Consider the following 15809-nt stretch of genomic DNA (forward strand, 5'->3'; position numbering starts at 1 on the left):
TATTCCTTAAGGGAATAGATTCGGTGTTTTTCCAACATCCGGTAAAACAGCCGCCAGTCAGCCTGATCAATTCTGTGCTTGAGTAAAGATAACTCTGGAGTTACCTTTATTCGAGCCTGAGCAAGGAGGCTGTGGTGCAAAGCAGGCTATTGATCAAAGAGCTGCAAGAGGCAGGTTGGGTGCTGGATCGGGTGACGGGCAGCCATCATCTTTTCACCCATCGCTATAACCCGTACACGATACCGGTGCCCCATCCCAAGAAGGATCTGCCGATGGGCACCGTGCGAAGTATCAGGAAACGTGCCGGGCTGTTTTCGTTTTAGGACGGTTTAAGGAGATTTTCCATGCAATACCCAATCTGTATCGAATGGGGCGATGACTTTGTCGCCACCGGTATCCAGATCCCCGACATTCCAGGTGCGGTAACCGCCGGGGACAGTTTTGAAGAGGCTTACAACGCGGCGGTCGAAGTGGCGCACATCATGCTGCAAGAGATCGCCGCAGAAGGCCGGGCGATTCCGATGCCAACGTCGGTGGCGGCCCATCACGATAATGAGGATTACGCCGGCATGGGCTGGGGAATGTTGGAACTCGACATCTCGCCGTATCTGGGCAAGACCGAGAAGGTCAATGTGACCTTGCCCGGCTACGTGATCCAGCGTATCGACCGTTATGTGCGGGAGCACAAAGTGAAAAGCCGCTCGTCATTTCTGGCCGATGCGGCTTTGGAGAAGTTGGTGCGGTTGTAACTAGGCAGTCGCTACCGCGCCTTGCCGCGATGCACTCAGGAACCGCAGCAACGCCACCAGCGGGAAGGCGCTGCCCACCAGCATCACCCCCAGCCAGCCGCCGTGTTCGTACACGCTGCTGGCAATCGCCGAGCCGAAGGCGCCGCCGATGAAGATGCTGGTCATGTACAGCGCGTTCAGGCGGCTGCGGCTGTTGGCGTCGAGGGCGTAGATGGCACGTTGGCCGAGGACCATGTTCATCTGCACGCAGAAGTCCAGGACCACGCCGGTCACCGCCAGGCCAATCACGCTGTACAACGGGTGCACGAAGGCCGGCAGGAAACTCAGCGCGGCAAACAGCATCGCCAGCAGTGAAGCGCGGTGGGTGTGGCCGGCATCCGCCAGGCGCCCGGCGATGGGGGCGGCGATGGCGCCGAGGGCACCGACCAGGGCAAACAGGGCAATCTGGCTCTGGCTCAGGCCATGGTTGCGGGACAGTTCCAGCGGGGCGGCGGTCCAGAACAGGCTGAAGGTAGCGAACATGCAGCCCTGGTAAAACGCCCGCTGGCGCAGCACCGGTTGGCGGCGCAGCAGGGTGCCCAGCGAGCCCAGCAACTGGCCATAGCTGGCGGCGTGATCGGGTTGGCGCTTGGGGATGGTGAGCATCAGCACCACGCTGATAAACGCCATCAGGGCCGCGGCGGCCATGAACATGGCGCGCCAGCCGAAGTGGTCGGCCACCACGCTGGACACCGGCCGGGCCAGCAGGATACCCAGCAGCAAACCGCCCATGATGCTGCCGACCACCCGGCCACGGGATTCAGCCGGTGCCAGGTGTGCCGCCAGCGGAATCAGGATTTGTACCGACACCGAACTGAAGCCGATCAGCAGCGACACCAGCAGGAACAGATTCGGCTGTTCGGTGAACGCCGCACCCAGCAGGCTGGCGATGGCCACCACGGTGGTGGTGATCATCAGCCGGCGGTTTTCCAGCAGGTCGCCCAACGGCACCAGGAAGAACAGGCCCAGGGCATAGCCGATCTGGGTCAGGGATACGATCAGGCTGGCCATGGCCGGCGTGAGGCCGATGTCCGGGGCGATCAGTTCGATGATCGGTTGGGCGTAGTAGATGTTGGCGACGATGGCGCCGCAACAGAACGCAAACAGCATCACCATGCCTCGGGTCATGGTGTTTGTAGCGTGGGGCGTGGCGTTCATGGTGTTCTCATAAAAGCGAAGGAAAGAGGCGAGCGAGAATAATGATTGAGCCGGAGCGGGAGTAGCCCGTCTGCGGTGATAACACTCATGCCGGGAATTAATGACTGAAACGTTAACTTTCGGGCTGGAGGTCGATGATACATTCAGTCACAACTGCATAAACAGGAAATCCACTGCCATGAAGATGACATTCAACCAGATGCTCCTGGCCTCAAGCCTGGCCGCGCTGATGACCGTGGGCATCGCCCAGGCCGCCGATGCCCCGCGTGTCGGCGTACGGGGTTCAATTACCGCGATGGACGGCGACGCGATGCAGGTCAAGGTCAACAGCGGTGAAGACGTCATCGTGCACCTGACCAAGGACACGCTGGTGCGTGCAGTCACTTTGGCCAAGATCGAAGACATCAAGCCGGGCAGTTACATCGGCTCGGCGGCCATGCCGAACGCGGATGGCACCCTGACGGCACTGGAAGTGCATGTGTTTCCACCGGCCATGGCGGGTACCGGCGACGGGCATCGGGCGTTCGACCTGAAGGAAGGCAGCAGCATGACCAACGGCACCGTGGGTGACCTGGTGGTGAGCAAGGGCCGGACGTTGACCGTCAAGTACAAGGGTGGCGAGCAGAAGATCGTGGTGCCGGATGATGTGCCGATCGTCAACCTGGAGCCGGGTGATCGCAGCTTGCTGAAGCCTGGGGTGAAAGTGGTGATGTTTGCGGCGGAGGGCGAGGATGGGAGCGTGACGGCCCAGGCGATTTCTGCGGGCAAGGATGGCGTGACACCGCCGATGTAACCGCTGTAGATAGATCGTTCCCACGCTCCGCGTGGGAATACATCCAGTGACGCTCTGCGTCACCAATGCGCACGGTCCAGGTCTTGCGGCGCGGCCTGGACGCGGAGCGTCCTATGAGGCATTCCCACGCGGAGCGTGGGAACGATCAGGGTGCGGATTATTGGCCGGAGTAGATCTGGTCAAAAACCCCACCATCATTGAAGTGGGTCTTCTGCACGGTGCGCCAGTCACCAAAGGTCTTCTCGACCGACAGGAAGTCGACTTTCGGGAAGCGGTCGGTGTACTTGGCCAGCACTTTCGGGTCACGTGGACGCAGGTAGTTGTTGGCGGCAATTTCCTGGCCTTCTGGCGACCACAGGTACTTCAGGTATTCCTCGGCAGCCTCTTTGGTGCCTTTTTTCTCGACCACTTTGTCGACGATCGACACCGGCGGCTCAGCTTCTGCGGAAACGCTCGGGTAGATCACTTCGAACTGATCACGGCCAAATTCACGGGCGATCATTTCTGCTTCGTTCTCAAAGGTCACCAGCACGTCGCCGATCTGGTTGGTCATGAACGTGGTGGTAGCGGCACGGCCACCGGTGTCCAGCACGGGGGCGTGTTTGAACAGGTCGCCCACGAACTTCTTGGCCTTCTCTTCGTCGCCGCCGTTCTTCAGCACATAACCCCAGGCCGACAGGTAGGTGTAGCGGCCGTTACCGGAAGTCTTCGGGTTCGGCACGATGACTTGTACGCCGTCCTTGACCAGGTCCGGCCAGTCTTTCAGGGCTTTCGGGTTGCCTTTGCGCACGATGAACACCGTGGCCGAGGTGAAGGGCGCGCTGTTGTTCGGCAGGCGGGTAACCCAGTTGTCCGGCACCAGCTTGCCGTTGTCGGCCAGGGCGTTGATGTCGGTGGCCATGTTCATGGTGATCACGTCAGCCGGCAGGCCGTCGATCACCGAGCGCGCCTGTTTGCTCGAACCACCGAAAGACATCTGCAGCGTCAGCTTGTCGTCCGGGTGCTCGGCGGCCCAGTGCTTCTGGAAGGCGGCGTTGTAGTCTTTGTAGAAGTCGCGCATCACGTCGTAGGAGACGTTGAGCAGGGTGACCGGGGCGGCCTGGACGACGCCAGCCAGTGCAAGGCCGGCGGCCAGGAGAGAGGCGCTAACGAGTTTTTTCACTGCTCATTCCTTGTTGTTCGAGAAGGTTGTCGACGATGTAGGGGCAATATGCCAGCGACTATAACGGGGGGCGCATAGTCGCTTAAAGATTAAAAAGAACTTTGCTTATTCCAGTTTTTTGAAAAGCCCGTTACCACAGCGTGAGCAAAACGCGGCGTTTGGCTCGTGGCTGTTTTTCTTGCACACCGGGCAATCGGTTTGCAGCACTTCACCCCGCATGGCAGTGGCCAGTTCGGCGGTGAAGATCCCGGTGGGCACGGCGATGATCGAGTAACCGGTGATCATCACCAATGACGAAATCACCTGGCCCAGCGGGGTCTTCGGCACGATATCGCCAAACCCCACGGTGGTCAGGGTGACGATCGCCCAATAGATGCCCTTGGGAATACTGGTAAAGCCGTGTTCCGGGCCTTCGATCACGTACATCAAGGTGCCGAACACCGTGACCAGGGTGCAGACGCTGACCAGGAACACCACGATCTTCTGCTTGCTGCCCCGCAGCGCCGCCATCAGGTAGTTGGCTTGCTTGAGGTACGGGCTGAGCTTGAGCACGCGGAAAATTCGCAGCATCCGAATGATCCGGATGATCAGCAGGTACTGCGCGTCGCTGTAATACAGCGCCAGGATGCCGGGGACAATGGCCAGCAAGTCCACCAGCCCATAGAAGCTGAAGGCATAGCGCAAGGGTTTGGGTGAGCAGTACAGACGCAACCCGTACTCGATCAGAAAGATCAGCGTGAAGCCCCACTCGATATAGGCCAGCACATCAGCGTAGTTCTGGTGTATCTGATCGATGCTGTCGAGCATCACGATCACCAGGCTGGCGAGAATGATCAGCAGCAGGATGCCATCGAAGCGCCGCCCGGCGACGGTGTCGCTTTGGAATACCATGACGTAGAGCCGCTGACGCCAGTCGTTGTTGCTGTCCATAAAACCCGCCTGAATCGAATGTCGAGCAAGCCTAGGGGGATTCGAAGGGGCTGTCCATGCGGGCTTTGTGCATCACCCGATGGCTGGCGCGCACCAGCCAGGTGGCGAGGATAAACGGCGCAGTCAGCGCGGGCAGGTTCAGGCCGGTGAAGCCAGGCGTGAGGATGATCGCCAGCAGGATGCCGATCAGCGGCAGCCAGGGTTGGCGGCTATGCTGGCTGAGGGCTAATGCCGCCAGTGCCGGGTTGTAGCTGTGCAGGCCGAGCAGGGCGCTGGCGGGCTCGTCCAGCAGCAGGGCGACCAGCACGCCGAGGCTCGCACCGGTCAGCGCCCACGAGGCCGCGCGGCGGCTGGCTGTTAAAAGGCCGAGGGCGATCAACAGGCCGGCAAGGGGTTGGTCCATCAGGATGACTTGGGCCAGGCCTCTGAACGGCGCGCAGAGTAGCGCCCAGGTGCCGGGTTCGCTGACGGCAAATGCGGCGGGCGCGGTGGTGCCCAGCAGCAGCCAGCCGAGTACCACAAACGGTGCGGTGTAGGCGGGCAGGTCGTCGGGGTTGGCGGCACGTTTGAGCCACTGGCGGGTGAGGATTGCGCTGAGGCCACCGCAGGCGAGGATCAGCGGCGGCAACAGTGCGGACCAAGTGAAATGCTGGCTGATCAGCAAGCCGAGTAGCACACCGTTATAGCTATAAAGGCCAGCCTGGCGTTCGGCCTTGGGATAGCCGCGGCGTTGGGCGGTCAGCAAACCGGCGACACCGCCCAGCAGTGCGCCGCCGAGCAGGGTCGGGGCGCCGATCAGGATCGCCAGCAGGCAGAGCAGGCCACACAGCGGGTGGCGCTGGAGGAAAATCTGGCTGAAACCGTTGAGCAGGGCTTCGGCCCAGTCGGGGCAGGATTGGTTGGGCATGGTGAGTGAGTCTGAGGGACCGAGTTGCCCCCTTCGCGAGCAAGCCCGCTCCCACATTCGACCGAGTTGTCATGTCGAACAGTGACCAAAATGTGGGAGCGGGCTTGCTCGCGAAGGGGCCCTTACAGGCGCTAGATCAATGTCTCGATCCGCAACGAATTGGTCGACCCCGGCTGCCCAAACGGCACCCCCGCAGTAATCACCAATGTATCCCCACGCTGTGCCATACCCTGTGCCTGGGCAATTTCCAGCGCCGTGGAACACACCTCGTCCACCTGCCGCAGCCGATCATTCACCACCGAATGCACGCCCCACGCCACGCTCAAGCGCCGTGCCGTCGACAGGTTCGGCGTCAGGTTGAGAATCGGCACCGCCGGCCGTTCCCGCGCCGCCCGCAGGCTGGAGCTGCCCGACTCGCTGTAGTTCACCAGCACCGCCACCGGCAATATGCTGCTGATACGGCGAATCGCGCAGCTGATGGCGTCCGACACCGTGGCATCTGCCTTGGGCCGGCTGACGTCCAGTTGCGTCTGGTAATCCGGGCCGTTTTCCACCTGGCGGATGATCTTGCTCATCATCAACACCGCTTCCAGCGGGTATTCACCGGAAGCGGTTTCCGCCGAGAGCATCACCGCATCCGCGCCTTCAGCCACCGCATTGGCCACGTCAGTGACCTCGGCACGGGTCGGCGCCGGGGAGAAGCGCATGGACTCGAGCATCTGCGTGGCCACCACCACCGGTTTACCCAACTGACGGCAGACGCCAATGATGCCCTTCTGGATTTGCGGCACGCTCTCCGCCGGCACTTCCACCCCCAGGTCCCCTCTGGCGACCATGATCGCGTCGCTCAACTCGGCGATTTCCTGCAGGCGCTGCACCGCCGACGGTTTCTCGATCTTGGCCATCAGGAACGCCTTGTCGCCGATCAATTCGCGGGCTTCGCGAATATCTTCCGGGCGTTGCACAAACGACAGCGCCACCCAGTCCACGCCCAGTTCCAGGCCGAAGCTGAGGTCGCGGCGATCCTTGTTGGTCAGCGGGCTGAGTTCCAGCAACGCCTGGGGCACGTTCACGCCTTTGCGGTCCGACAGTTCGCCGCCATTGAGCACGGTGGTGTCGATGGCATCGGCGTGCTTGGTGATCACCCGCAGGCGCAGTTTGCCGTCGTCCAGCAGCAGGTCCATGCCGGGCTTGAGGGCGGCGATGATTTCCGGGTGCGGCAGGTTGACCCGCCGCTGGTCACCGGGCGTGGGGTCGAGGTCCAGGCGCAGGGCCTGGCCGCGAATCAGTTGCACCTTGCCTTCGGCGAAACGCCCGACCCGCAGCTTCGGGCCTTGCAGGTCCATGAGGATGCCGAGGGGATAGTTGAGCTGGCGCTCCACCTGGCGAATCCATTGGTAGCGCTGGGCGTGGTCGGCATGATCGCCATGGCTGAAGTTCAGCCGGAAGATGTTCACCCCGGCTTCCACCAGCTCGCGGATGTCGTCGATGCTGTCGGTGGCCGGGCCCAGCGTGGCGAGGATCTTGACCTTCTTGTCAGGCGTCATGTTCAGGGGACTCTCTTTCAGGGCTCTCAAGAATCAGAATGGCGCGAAAATCGTTGACGTTGGTGCGGGTCGGCTCAGTGATGATCAAGCCGTCGAGGGCCGCGAAATAGCCGTAGCCATTGTTGTTGTCCAGCTCATCACGGGCGCTCAAGCCCAGCGCTTCGGCGCGGGCGTAGCTGGTGGGTGTCATGATTGCGCCGGCGTTGTCTTCGGAACCGTCGATGCCGTCGGTGTCACCCGCCAGGGCGTAGACGCCGGGCAGGCCCTTGAGGCTGTCGGTGAGGCTCAGCAGGAATTCGGCATTGCGCCCGCCACGGCCATTGCCGCGCACGGTCACGGTGGTTTCACCGCCGGAAAGGATCACGCAAGGCGCCGCGAGCGGTTGGCCGTGCTGGATGATCTGCCGGGCTATGCCGGCGTGCACCTTGGCCACGTCTCGGGCTTCGCCTTCCAGGTCGCCGAGGATCAGCGGGCTGAAACCGGCCTGGCGGACTTTCACCGCCACCGCTTCCAGAGATTGCTGCGGGCGCGCGATCAGCTGGAAATGGCTGCGGGCGAGCACCGGGTCGCCGGGCTTGACGGTTTCCGACTCCGGGCTTTGCAGCCAGGTGCGTACGGACGCCGGGATTTCAATCTGGTAGCGCTTGAGGATCGCCAACGCCTGTTGCGAGGTGCTCGGATCGCCAACAGTGGGGCCGGAAGCGATGACGGTGGCCTGGTCACCCGGCACATCGGAAATTGCATAGGTGTAGACGGTGGCCGGCCAGCTGGCCTTGGCCAGGCGACCGCCCTTGATCGCCGAGAGGTGCTTGCGTACGCAGTTCATCTCGTCAATGGCGGCGCCGGATTTGAGCAGGGCTTTGTTGATCGCTTGCTTGTCCGCCAGGGTGATGCCGGCGGCCGGAAGGGCGAGCAGCGCAGAGCCGCCGCCGGAGAGCAGGAAGATCACGCGGTCGTCTTCGCTGAGGTTGCTGATCAGCTCCAGCACACGCTTGGCGACGGCCTGGCCTGCGGCATCCGGCACCGGGTGCGCGGCTTCGACCACTTCGATTTTCTTGCAGGGCGCGCCGTGGCCGTAACGGGTCACCACCAGGCCAGTGACTTCGCCTTGCCAGCAGTTTTCCACCACCAGCGCCATGGCCGCGGCGGCTTTGCCGGCGCCGATTACGATGACGCGGCCGCTGCGGTCGGCGGGCAGATAAGGTTCGAGGACTTGCCGGGGGTGGGCGGCGTCGATGGCTGTGGCAAACAGCTCGCGAAGCAGGTGTTGCGGATCGACCGACATAAGCGGGCTCCCGGGGATTCTTGTTATTAGGTATGCATCAGATCGTTCCCACGCTCCGCGTGGGAATGAATCACTGGACGCTCTGCGTCCGCTGTGTGACGCGGAGCGTCACGGGCTGCATTCCCACGCAGAGCGTGGGAACGATCAGGGCGTTATTTATCGCGAATCGAAAAATTCGCCATATGTTCCAGGCCCTTGATCAGCGCCGAGTGGTCCCAGTTGCCGCCACCGATGGCGGTGCAGGTGCTGAACACCTGCTGGGTGCCGGCGGTGTTTGGCAGGTTGATCCCCAGCTCCTTGGCACCGGCCAGCGCCAGGTTCAAATCCTTCTGGTGCAGGCTGATGCGGAAGCCTGGGTCGAAGGTGCCCTTGATCATCCGCTCGCCATGCACTTCGAGGATTTTCGAGGAGGCAAAGCCACCCATCAGCGCTTCACGCACCTTGGCCGGGTCGGCGCCGTTCTTCGAGGCGAACAGCAGCGCTTCGGCCACCGCCTGGATGTTCAGGGCAACGATGATCTGGTTCGCCACTTTGGCGGTCTGGCCATCGCCATTGCCGCCCACCAGGGTGATGTTCTTGCCCATGGCCTGGAACAGCGGCAGGGCGCGTTCGAAGGTGTGCGGGTCGCCGCCGATCATGATGCTCAGGGTGCCGGCCTTGGCCCCGACTTCACCACCGGACACTGGAGCATCGAGGTAGCGCGCGCCGGTCTCGTTGATCTTCGCGGCGAAGGCTTTGGTGGCAGTGGGCGAGATCGAGCTCATGTCGATCACTACTTTGTTCGGGCCCAGGCCTGCGGCAACGCCGTCGGCGCGGAACAGCACGTCATCGACCTGCGGGGTGTCGGGCACCATGACGATGATGAACTCGGCTTCCTGAGCCACTTGCTGCGGGTTGGCCAGGGCCACCGCGCCAGCGTCGATCAATTCAGCCGGCGCCTTGCCGTGGTGCTCGGACAGGAACAGTTGGTGACCGGCCTTTTGCAGGTTGGCGGCCATGGGTTGGCCCATGATGCCGGTGCCGATAAATCCGATTTTAGCCATGACGAAAATCCTCTCTTTATTCGATGTGAGAGCTGCTTTTTGTGGGAGCTGGCTTGCCTGCGATGGCATCACCTCGGTTTAACTGAGAGACCGAGTTGCCTGCATCGCAGGCAAGCCAGCTCCCACACAAGCCCTGCTTTCACATTGGGTTCTGTGTTGTGGGTTAGATCGCGTTGTGGCTTTTGAGCCATCCCAGCCCGGCTTCAGTGGTGGTCAACGGCTTGTACTCACAGCCGACCCAACCCTGGTAACCAATGCGGTCCAAATGTTCGAACAGGAAGCGGTAGTTGATCTCACCGGTGCCCGGCTCGTTGCGGCCCGGGTTGTCCGCCAGCTGGATGTGGTTGATCTCACCCAGGTGCGCGGCCATGGTGCGGGCCAGGTCGCCTTCCATGATTTGCATGTGATAGATGTCGTATTGCAGGAACAGGTTGGCACTGCCCACCTGCTCCCGAATCGACAGGGCCTGGGCCGTGTTGTTCAGGTAGAAGCCCGGAATGTCGCGGGTGTTGATCATCTCCATCACCAGCCGGATGCCCACCGCTTGCAGCTTGTCGGCGGCGTACTTGAGGTTGGCGACGAAGGTTTTTTCCAGCGTGGCGTCATCCACACCGGCAGGACGAATTCCCGCCAGGCAGTTGATCTGGGTATTGCCCAGCACCTGGGCGTAGGCGATGGCCAGGTTGACCCCAGCACGGAATTCCTCGACCCGGTCCGGGTGGCACGCCAGTCCGCGTTCGCCCTTGGCCCAGTCACCGGCCGGCAGGTTGAACAGCACTTGGGTCAGGCCGTGGGCATCGAGTTGCGCCTTGATTTCAGCCGAGCTGAATTCATAGGGAAACAGGTATTCCACACCACTGAACCCCGCGTCGGCGGCGGCTTTGAAACGGGCAAGAAAATCCTGTTCGGTAAACAGCATGGACAGGTTGGCGGCAAAACGCGGCATGGGGTTCTCCTTAATCGAGCAGTGAAATGGCAGTCGGTGCGTCGTTGCCCACCAGTGCCAGATCTTCGAATTCGTTGACGGCGTTGATCTCGGTGCCCATGGAAATATTGGTCACCCGCTCCAGAATGATTTCAACGATCACCGGCACCTTGAACTCCTCGATCATCTCCTGAGCCTTGCGCAGTGCAGGCTGGATCTGACCCGGTTCGAACACGCGCAGGGCCTTGCAACCCAGGCCTTCGGCCACGGCCACGTGGTCCACGCCATAACCGTTGAGTTCCGGGGCATTGAGGTTGTCGAAGGACAGCTGCACGCAGTAGTCCATTTCAAACCCGCGCTGGGCCTGACGGATCAGCCCCAGGTAGGAGTTGTTCACCACCACGTGGATGTACGGCAGCTTGAACTGCGCACCCACCGCCAGTTCTTCGATCATGAACTGGAAGTCATAGTCGCCCGACAGCGCCACGACTTTGCGGGTCGGATCAGCCTTGACCACACCCAGCGCCGCCGGAATGGTCCAGCCGAGCGGGCCGGCCTGGCCGCAGTTGATCCAATGGCGGGGTTTGTAGACGTGCAGGAACTGCGCGCCGGCAATCTGCGACAGGCCGATGGTGCTGACGTAGCAGGTGTCTTTGCCGAACACCTGGTTCATCTCTTCGTATACCCGTTGTGGTTTCACCGGCACGTTGTCGAAGTGGGTCTTGCGGTGCAGGGTGGCCTTGCGTTGCTGGCAGTCGTGCAGCCAGGCGCTGCGGTCCTTGAGCTTGCCGGCGGCTTTCCACTCACGGGCCACTTCTATGAACATCGTCAGGGCAGAACCAGCGTCGGAAACGATGCCCAGGTCCGGGGTGAATACGCGGCCGATTTGCGTCGGCTCGATATCCACGTGAATGAATTTTCGGCCCTCGGTGTACACCTCTACCGAACCGGTGTGGCGGTTGGCCCAGCGGTTACCGATGCCCAGCACCACGTCCGATTTCAGCATCGTCGCGTTGCCATAACGGTGGGAGGTTTGCAGGCCGACCATGCCCACCATCTGCGGGTGATCGTCCGGGATTGTGCCCCAGCCCATCAGGGTCGGGATCACCGGGATGCCGGTCAATTCGGCGAACTCCACCAGCAACTCGCTGGCGTCGGCGTTGATCACGCCACCACCGCTCACCAGCAATGGGCGTTCGGCCTGGTCCAGCAGGGCCAGGGCTTTTTCCACCTGGATGCGGGTTGCCAACGGTTTGGCCAGGGGCAGCGGCTGGTAGGCGTCGATGTCGAATTCGATCTCGGCCATTTGTACGTCGAATGGCAGGTCGATCAGCACTGGGCCAGGGCGGCCGGAGCGCATTTCATAGAAGGCTTTCTGGAAGGCATACGGCACCTGGCCCGGCTCCAGGACGGTGGTGGCCCACTTGGTCACCGGCTTGACGATGCTGGTGATGTCGACGGCCTGGAAGTCTTCCTTGTGCATCCGTGCACGGGGCGCCTGGCCGGTGATGCACAGGATCGGGATCGAGTCGGCCGAAGCGCTGTACAGGCCGGTGACCATGTCGGTGCCCGCCGGGCCCGATGTGCCGATGCACACGCCGATATTGCCGGCCTTGGTGCGGGTGTAGCCCTCGGCCATGTGCGAGGCGCCTTCAACGTGGCGAGCAAGGACGTGATCGATGCCACCGACCTTCTGCAAGGCCGAATACAGCGGGTTGATCGCGGCGCCCGGGATACCGAAGGCGGTGTCGACCCCTTCACGGCGCATCACCAGGACAGCGGCTTCGATTGCTCTCATTTTGCTCATGGTTTTGGTGCCTCTTGCGTTTTGTAATTGTATACAAGTGGTGTTGGTCCGAAGTGTATTCACGGCGAGCGTGGCAGGTCAATCCATTTTCTTGGGTGGCCTTTGCGTTCGTCGGAAGGCTTCTGGACAGGAATATTTCGACGCGTGGTGCGTATGTTTCGAAATATTGTATACAAAAAATAAATCTATTGTGTTCTATTTGTTTGATCCGGCTTCTGATCAAACAGAGCCCCACGGCTTTCCCATAACAAGATAAGGACGGCACCCATGAGCGCTTTAACCTTGAAAGTCGCAGTCAACCTGGCCAGTCATGCCATCGCGGCAGGCCGAACTATTTCGTCAGCGCCGCTGACCATTGCGGTGCTCGACAGCGGCGGGCATTTGATTACGTTGCAGCGCGAGGATGGCGCGAGCCTGCTGCGCCCGCAGATTGCGATTGGCAAGGCCTGGGGCGCGATTGCCCTGGGCAAGGGCTCGCGGCTGCTGGCGCTGGATGCGCAGCAGCGGCCGGCGTTTATTGCGGCGTTGAATAGTTTGGGGCAGGGCAGCGTGGTGCCAGCACCGGGCGGGGTGTTGATTCGGGATCAGGCGGGCGTGGTGCTGGGGGCCATCGGGATCAGCGGGGATACGTCGGATATTGATGAGCAGTGTGCGATCAGTGCGATCGAGGGGCAGGGGTTGTGGGCGGATGCGGGGGTTAGTGCTTGATTTGAGGTGACTGATGGATAGTCATCGCAGGCAAGCCAGCTCCCACAGTTGAATGTATTCACAAATCAAAATGTGGGAGCGGGCTTGCCCGCGATGGCGGCGACTCGGTCTCCAGTCAAAGCCAGATTGCATCCCACAGGGGGTAGTCGCCATATTTTTTCACGAGCCCCGCCCTCAAGGGATTGGCCACGATGTACCGAGCGATGCCCTCAAGGTTTTCTTCGCGCCGCACGGCATGATCATGGAAACCTGGTTGCCAAAGACGCCCTTTTCGCCCGGAAACAGCATTCACGACTCGAGTACTTTTGGATTTGACTTGGCGCATCAGGTCAGCCAACGAACCGCTTTCCAGCGAAATCAACCAGTGGAAATGGTCGGGCATCACTACCCAGGCGAGTGAGGTTGCCAGTCGCTGGTTTTGCGCAATTCTGAATTCCTGAACAACCAGTCTGCCTAGCTTGAAGTCGCTGAATATTGGTTCGCGATGCAGTGTGTTGCTGGTCAGAAGATAAATTCGGTTGGGTTCGTTATAGCGGCCAGTGCGTAGACGACATGATGCGGGTAGATCAGGCATTCCGTTGCCCCTTTGCAGAAGTGAGTTCTGAAAGGCTAGATGGGAATGTTTTAAGGGGTGTTCCAGGTTTTGGCGGGATGTGTCCGGGAGATCGCTATCGCGGGCAAGCCCGCTCCCACAGGGGACTTCCGTCGTTCATACATTCTGTGTCTGGCACACATCCAGTGTGGGAGCTGGCTTGCCTGCGATGGCTACGCCGCGGTCTATCAGCCCGGCTCACACCCTTTAAGCACCAACCGAATAATCGTCTGCGCCGCCGCCTCATAATCCGCTTCATCCAGCTTCGCCTTCCCGGTCACCGCTGAAATCTGCCAGTCAAAATCCGCATACGTCTGCGTCGCCGCCCAGATACTGAACATCAAATGATGCGGGTCAATCTCTGCAATCAGCCCCCGGTCCACCCAGCTCTGGATGCAGTCGATGTTGTGCTTGGCCTGGGCATTCAGCTGTTCCACCTGTTCGGCGCTCAGGTGCGGGGCGCCGTGCATGATTTCGCTGGCGAACACTTTGGAGGCAAACGGCAGATCCCGGGAAATGCAGATTTTCGAGCGGATGTACCCGCTCAGCACTTCCTTGGGGTCGCCGTCGGGATTGAACGGGGTGGAGGCCGCCAGGATCGGCTCGATGATGCTTTCGAGCACCTCGCGGTAGAGGTTGTCCTTGGACTTGAAGTAGTAATAGACGTTGGGCTTGGGCAGCCCGGCCTTGGCGGCGATGTCGCTGGTTTTGGTCGCGGCGAAGCCCTTGTCGGCAAACTCCTCACTGGCAGCCCGCAGGATCAGTTCTTTGTTGCGCTCGCGAATGGTGCTCATAGACCAGGAGGTTCCTTGCCAAGACAGGCGGTCGGGCATGGTAGCACCGGCTTTGCGCAGGGCTCAAGAATCCCGCTGTAGCCCTTGCTCTGCGGGCGCTCAGCTGACTTTGTCTGTCTTGATGCTGAACGCATTCACGGTCGTACAGGCACAGGCCGGGCGCGCTGCTAGAGTTCAGGGCAGCGAGCGGCCGATCAGGTGGCTCGTCCCATCCTGATTTCGGCGTTCGAGAGAGAAACCGTGGAGAACAGCAGACGACGTACGTTCGCCTGGGCAGTTGGCACGTTGTTACTGCTAGCGTTGTTGATTGCCCTGGGTTTGCACTTCTTTGCAGGTGGGCACAAAGGCAAGCCACCCGCACCCGGCGAACCGGTCGCCGTGGTGCCGGTCGCCTTGCAGGACGTGCCGGTCTACATCGATGCCCTCGGCACCGTCACCCCCACCCGCAGTGTGACGGTGGTCACCCAGGTCGATGGCATCCTCAGCAGCGTGGAATTCAAGGAAGGTCAGCACGTCAGCAAGGGCCAGGTGATTGCGCGGATCGATGATCGCGCCCTCAGGGCCCAACTGGCCGTGGCCAAGGGCAACCTGGCCCACGACCAGGCCGTATTGAGCAATGCCCAGCGCGATCTGGTGCGCTACCGCGAACTGGTCAAGGCCGGCTCCACCAGCCAGCAAACCGTCGATACCCAGGCCTCGTTGGTCCAGCAACAGCTGGGCACCGTGGCCGCCGACCAGGGCAATGTGCAGAACCTTGAAGTGCAGGTCGGCTACTGCACCATCACCTCGCCGGTCGACGGCGTGGTGGGCCTGCGCCTGGTAGACCCGGGCAACTACGTCACCACCACCAGCACCACCGGCATAGTGGTAATAACCCAGATGAACCCGGCCACCGTGGTGTTCGCGGTGCCCGAGGACGACCTGGGCGCTATCAACCAGGCCCTGGGCCATGGCGCCGTGACGGTGCTGGCCTACGACCGCAACAAGAAAGTCTTGCTGGCCACCGGCAGCCTGTTGGCCCTGGATAACCAGGTGGACACCACCACCGGCACCATCAAGGTCAAGGCGCAGTTCGATGATTCGGGCAATGCGCTGTTCCCCAACCAGTTCGTCAATGCGCGCCTGAAGGCCGATACCTTGACCCAGGTCGCCGTGGTGCCCTCCCGGGCGATCCAGCATGGCAGCAAGGGGGATTTCGTGTTCGTGGTAAATGGCGACAAGGCCAGCCTGCGTACTATCAAGACCGGCCCGTCCATGGGCGATGTGTCGGCGGTGCTCGAGAACGGGGTCAAGCCGGGGGAGCAGGTGATCACCGAGGGCGCCGACAAACTGGATGACGGTTCGGCTGTGAAGGTCGTCGCCCAGTGAGG

Annotated in this window: 16 protein-coding genes; 5 read left to right on the forward strand and 11 right to left on the reverse strand. The window is 61.4% G+C overall.

Annotation, left to right across the window (positions count from 1 at the left end):
• Nucleotides 1-134 precede the first annotated feature (134 nt).
• Nucleotides 135-323 carry a type II toxin-antitoxin system HicA family toxin gene (locus ACUN0G_RS22150; protein WP_026077965.1) on the forward strand — a complete coding sequence of 63 codons (189 nt, stop codon included), beginning with the start codon at nt 135-137 and terminating at the stop codon, nt 321-323.
• A gap of 21 nt (nt 324-344) precedes the next feature.
• Nucleotides 345-749, forward strand: a complete 405-nt coding sequence (locus ACUN0G_RS22155; RefSeq protein ID WP_258347129.1) for a type II toxin-antitoxin system HicB family antitoxin — start codon at nt 345-347, stop codon at nt 747-749.
• On the opposite strand, the gene ACUN0G_RS22160 is transcribed toward ACUN0G_RS22155, so the two are convergent.
• Nucleotides 750-1946 carry an MFS transporter gene (locus tag ACUN0G_RS22160; RefSeq protein WP_167663625.1) on the reverse strand — a complete coding sequence of 399 codons (1197 nt, stop codon included), beginning with the start codon at nt 1944-1946 and terminating at the stop codon, nt 750-752.
• Nucleotides 1947-2124: 178 nt separating this feature from the next.
• Here ACUN0G_RS22160 and ACUN0G_RS22165 point away from each other — a divergent pair, with 178 nt between their 5' ends.
• Nucleotides 2125-2739, forward strand: coding sequence for a hypothetical protein (locus ACUN0G_RS22165; RefSeq protein WP_445574271.1), 615 nt, complete (start codon nt 2125-2127; stop codon nt 2737-2739).
• A 157-nt stretch (nt 2740-2896) separates the two neighbouring features.
• Here the strand turns inward: ACUN0G_RS22165 and ACUN0G_RS22170 are convergent, their stop codons facing one another.
• The 8 genes from ACUN0G_RS22170 to gcl all read right to left on the reverse strand — a co-directional run bounded on the left by ACUN0G_RS22170 (nt 2897) and on the right by gcl (nt 12345).
• Complete coding sequence (locus tag ACUN0G_RS22170) at nt 2897-3901, reverse strand: sulfate ABC transporter substrate-binding protein (protein WP_445574272.1); 1005 nt, start codon at nt 3899-3901, stop codon at nt 2897-2899.
• Nucleotides 3902-4006: 105 nt separating this feature from the next.
• Complete coding sequence (locus tag ACUN0G_RS22175; protein ID WP_258347126.1) at nt 4007-4831, reverse strand: ion transporter; 825 nt, start codon at nt 4829-4831, stop codon at nt 4007-4009.
• A 31-nt stretch (nt 4832-4862) separates the two neighbouring features.
• Nucleotides 4863-5738 carry an urea transporter gene (locus ACUN0G_RS22180; RefSeq protein WP_445574273.1) on the reverse strand — a complete coding sequence of 292 codons (876 nt, stop codon included), beginning with the start codon at nt 5736-5738 and terminating at the stop codon, nt 4863-4865.
• Nucleotides 5739-5869: 131 nt separating this feature from the next.
• Nucleotides 5870-7285: a pyruvate kinase gene (gene pyk / locus ACUN0G_RS22185; protein WP_445574274.1), complete on the reverse strand. Its 1416-nt coding sequence runs from the start codon at nt 7283-7285 to the stop codon at nt 5870-5872.
• Complete coding sequence (locus ACUN0G_RS22190; RefSeq protein ID WP_258347124.1) at nt 7275-8570, reverse strand: glycerate kinase type-2 family protein; 1296 nt, start codon at nt 8568-8570, stop codon at nt 7275-7277. The genes pyk and ACUN0G_RS22190 overlap by 11 nt, the downstream gene beginning before the upstream one ends.
• A 152-nt stretch (nt 8571-8722) precedes the next feature.
• A complete protein-coding gene (locus ACUN0G_RS22195; protein ID WP_017477510.1) occupies nt 8723-9613 on the reverse strand; it encodes a 2-hydroxy-3-oxopropionate reductase in 891 nt (296 codons plus the stop codon).
• A 163-nt stretch (nt 9614-9776) separates the two neighbouring features.
• Nucleotides 9777-10559, reverse strand: coding sequence for a hydroxypyruvate isomerase (gene hyi / locus ACUN0G_RS22200; protein ID WP_093207565.1), 783 nt, complete (start codon nt 10557-10559; stop codon nt 9777-9779).
• Between the two features lie 10 nt (nt 10560-10569).
• Nucleotides 10570-12345, reverse strand: coding sequence for a glyoxylate carboligase (gcl, locus tag ACUN0G_RS22205; RefSeq protein ID WP_063028181.1), 1776 nt, complete (start codon nt 12343-12345; stop codon nt 10570-10572).
• 267 nt (nt 12346-12612) lie between these two features.
• Here gcl and ACUN0G_RS22210 point away from each other — a divergent pair, with 267 nt between their 5' ends.
• On the forward strand, nt 12613-13053 hold the full coding sequence (locus ACUN0G_RS22210) for a GlcG/HbpS family heme-binding protein (protein ID WP_258347122.1): 441 nt from the start codon (nt 12613-12615) through the stop codon (nt 13051-13053).
• Nucleotides 13054-13168: 115 nt separating this feature from the next.
• Here ACUN0G_RS22210 and ACUN0G_RS22215 read toward each other — a convergent pair whose 3' ends face one another.
• Both ACUN0G_RS22215 and ACUN0G_RS22220 read right to left on the reverse strand, forming a co-directional pair.
• Nucleotides 13169-13627, reverse strand: coding sequence for an REP-associated tyrosine transposase (locus ACUN0G_RS22215; protein ID WP_445574275.1), 459 nt, complete (start codon nt 13625-13627; stop codon nt 13169-13171).
• A 206-nt stretch (nt 13628-13833) separates the two neighbouring features.
• The gene (locus ACUN0G_RS22220) at nt 13834-14439 is read right to left on the reverse strand and encodes a TetR/AcrR family transcriptional regulator (protein ID WP_258347121.1); all 606 of its coding nucleotides are present in this window, start codon (nt 14437-14439) and stop codon (nt 13834-13836) included.
• Nucleotides 14440-14679: 240 nt separating this feature from the next.
• Here ACUN0G_RS22220 and ACUN0G_RS22225 point away from each other — a divergent pair, with 240 nt between their 5' ends.
• Nucleotides 14680-15807 carry an efflux RND transporter periplasmic adaptor subunit gene (locus ACUN0G_RS22225; protein ID WP_445575583.1) on the forward strand — a complete coding sequence of 376 codons (1128 nt, stop codon included), beginning with the start codon at nt 14680-14682 and terminating at the stop codon, nt 15805-15807.
• Nucleotides 15808-15809 lie beyond the last annotated feature (2 nt).

Source organism: Pseudomonas sp. 32A, from assembly GCF_052682255.1.

Excerpts from the sequence above, each read along its gene's own strand:
- ACUN0G_RS22155 (WP_258347129.1), top strand. The coding sequence starts at position 345 with ATGCAATACCCAATCTGTATCGAATGGGGCGATGACTTTGTCGCCACC.
- ACUN0G_RS22160 (WP_167663625.1), bottom strand. The coding sequence starts at position 1,946 with ATGAACGCCACGCCCCACGCTACAAACACCATGACCCGAGGCATGGTG.
- ACUN0G_RS22165 (WP_445574271.1), top strand. The coding sequence starts at position 2,125 with ATGAAGATGACATTCAACCAGATGCTCCTGGCCTCAAGCCTGGCCGCG.
- ACUN0G_RS22175 (WP_258347126.1), bottom strand. The coding sequence starts at position 4,831 with ATGGACAGCAACAACGACTGGCGTCAGCGGCTCTACGTCATGGTATTC.
- ACUN0G_RS22180 (WP_445574273.1), bottom strand. The coding sequence starts at position 5,738 with ATGCCCAACCAATCCTGCCCCGACTGGGCCGAAGCCCTGCTCAACGGT.
- pyk (WP_445574274.1), bottom strand. The coding sequence starts at position 7,285 with ATGACGCCTGACAAGAAGGTCAAGATCCTCGCCACGCTGGGCCCGGCC.
- ACUN0G_RS22190 (WP_258347124.1), bottom strand. The coding sequence starts at position 8,570 with ATGTCGGTCGATCCGCAACACCTGCTTCGCGAGCTGTTTGCCACAGCC.
- ACUN0G_RS22195 (WP_017477510.1), bottom strand. The coding sequence starts at position 9,613 with ATGGCTAAAATCGGATTTATCGGCACCGGCATCATGGGCCAACCCATG.
- hyi (WP_093207565.1), bottom strand. The coding sequence starts at position 10,559 with ATGCCGCGTTTTGCCGCCAACCTGTCCATGCTGTTTACCGAACAGGAT.
- gcl (WP_063028181.1), bottom strand. The coding sequence starts at position 12,345 with ATGAGCAAAATGAGAGCAATCGAAGCCGCTGTCCTGGTGATGCGCCGT.
- ACUN0G_RS22210 (WP_258347122.1), top strand. The coding sequence starts at position 12,613 with ATGAGCGCTTTAACCTTGAAAGTCGCAGTCAACCTGGCCAGTCATGCC.
- ACUN0G_RS22215 (WP_445574275.1), bottom strand. The coding sequence starts at position 13,627 with ATGCCTGATCTACCCGCATCATGTCGTCTACGCACTGGCCGCTATAAC.
- ACUN0G_RS22220 (WP_258347121.1), bottom strand. The coding sequence starts at position 14,439 with ATGAGCACCATTCGCGAGCGCAACAAAGAACTGATCCTGCGGGCTGCC.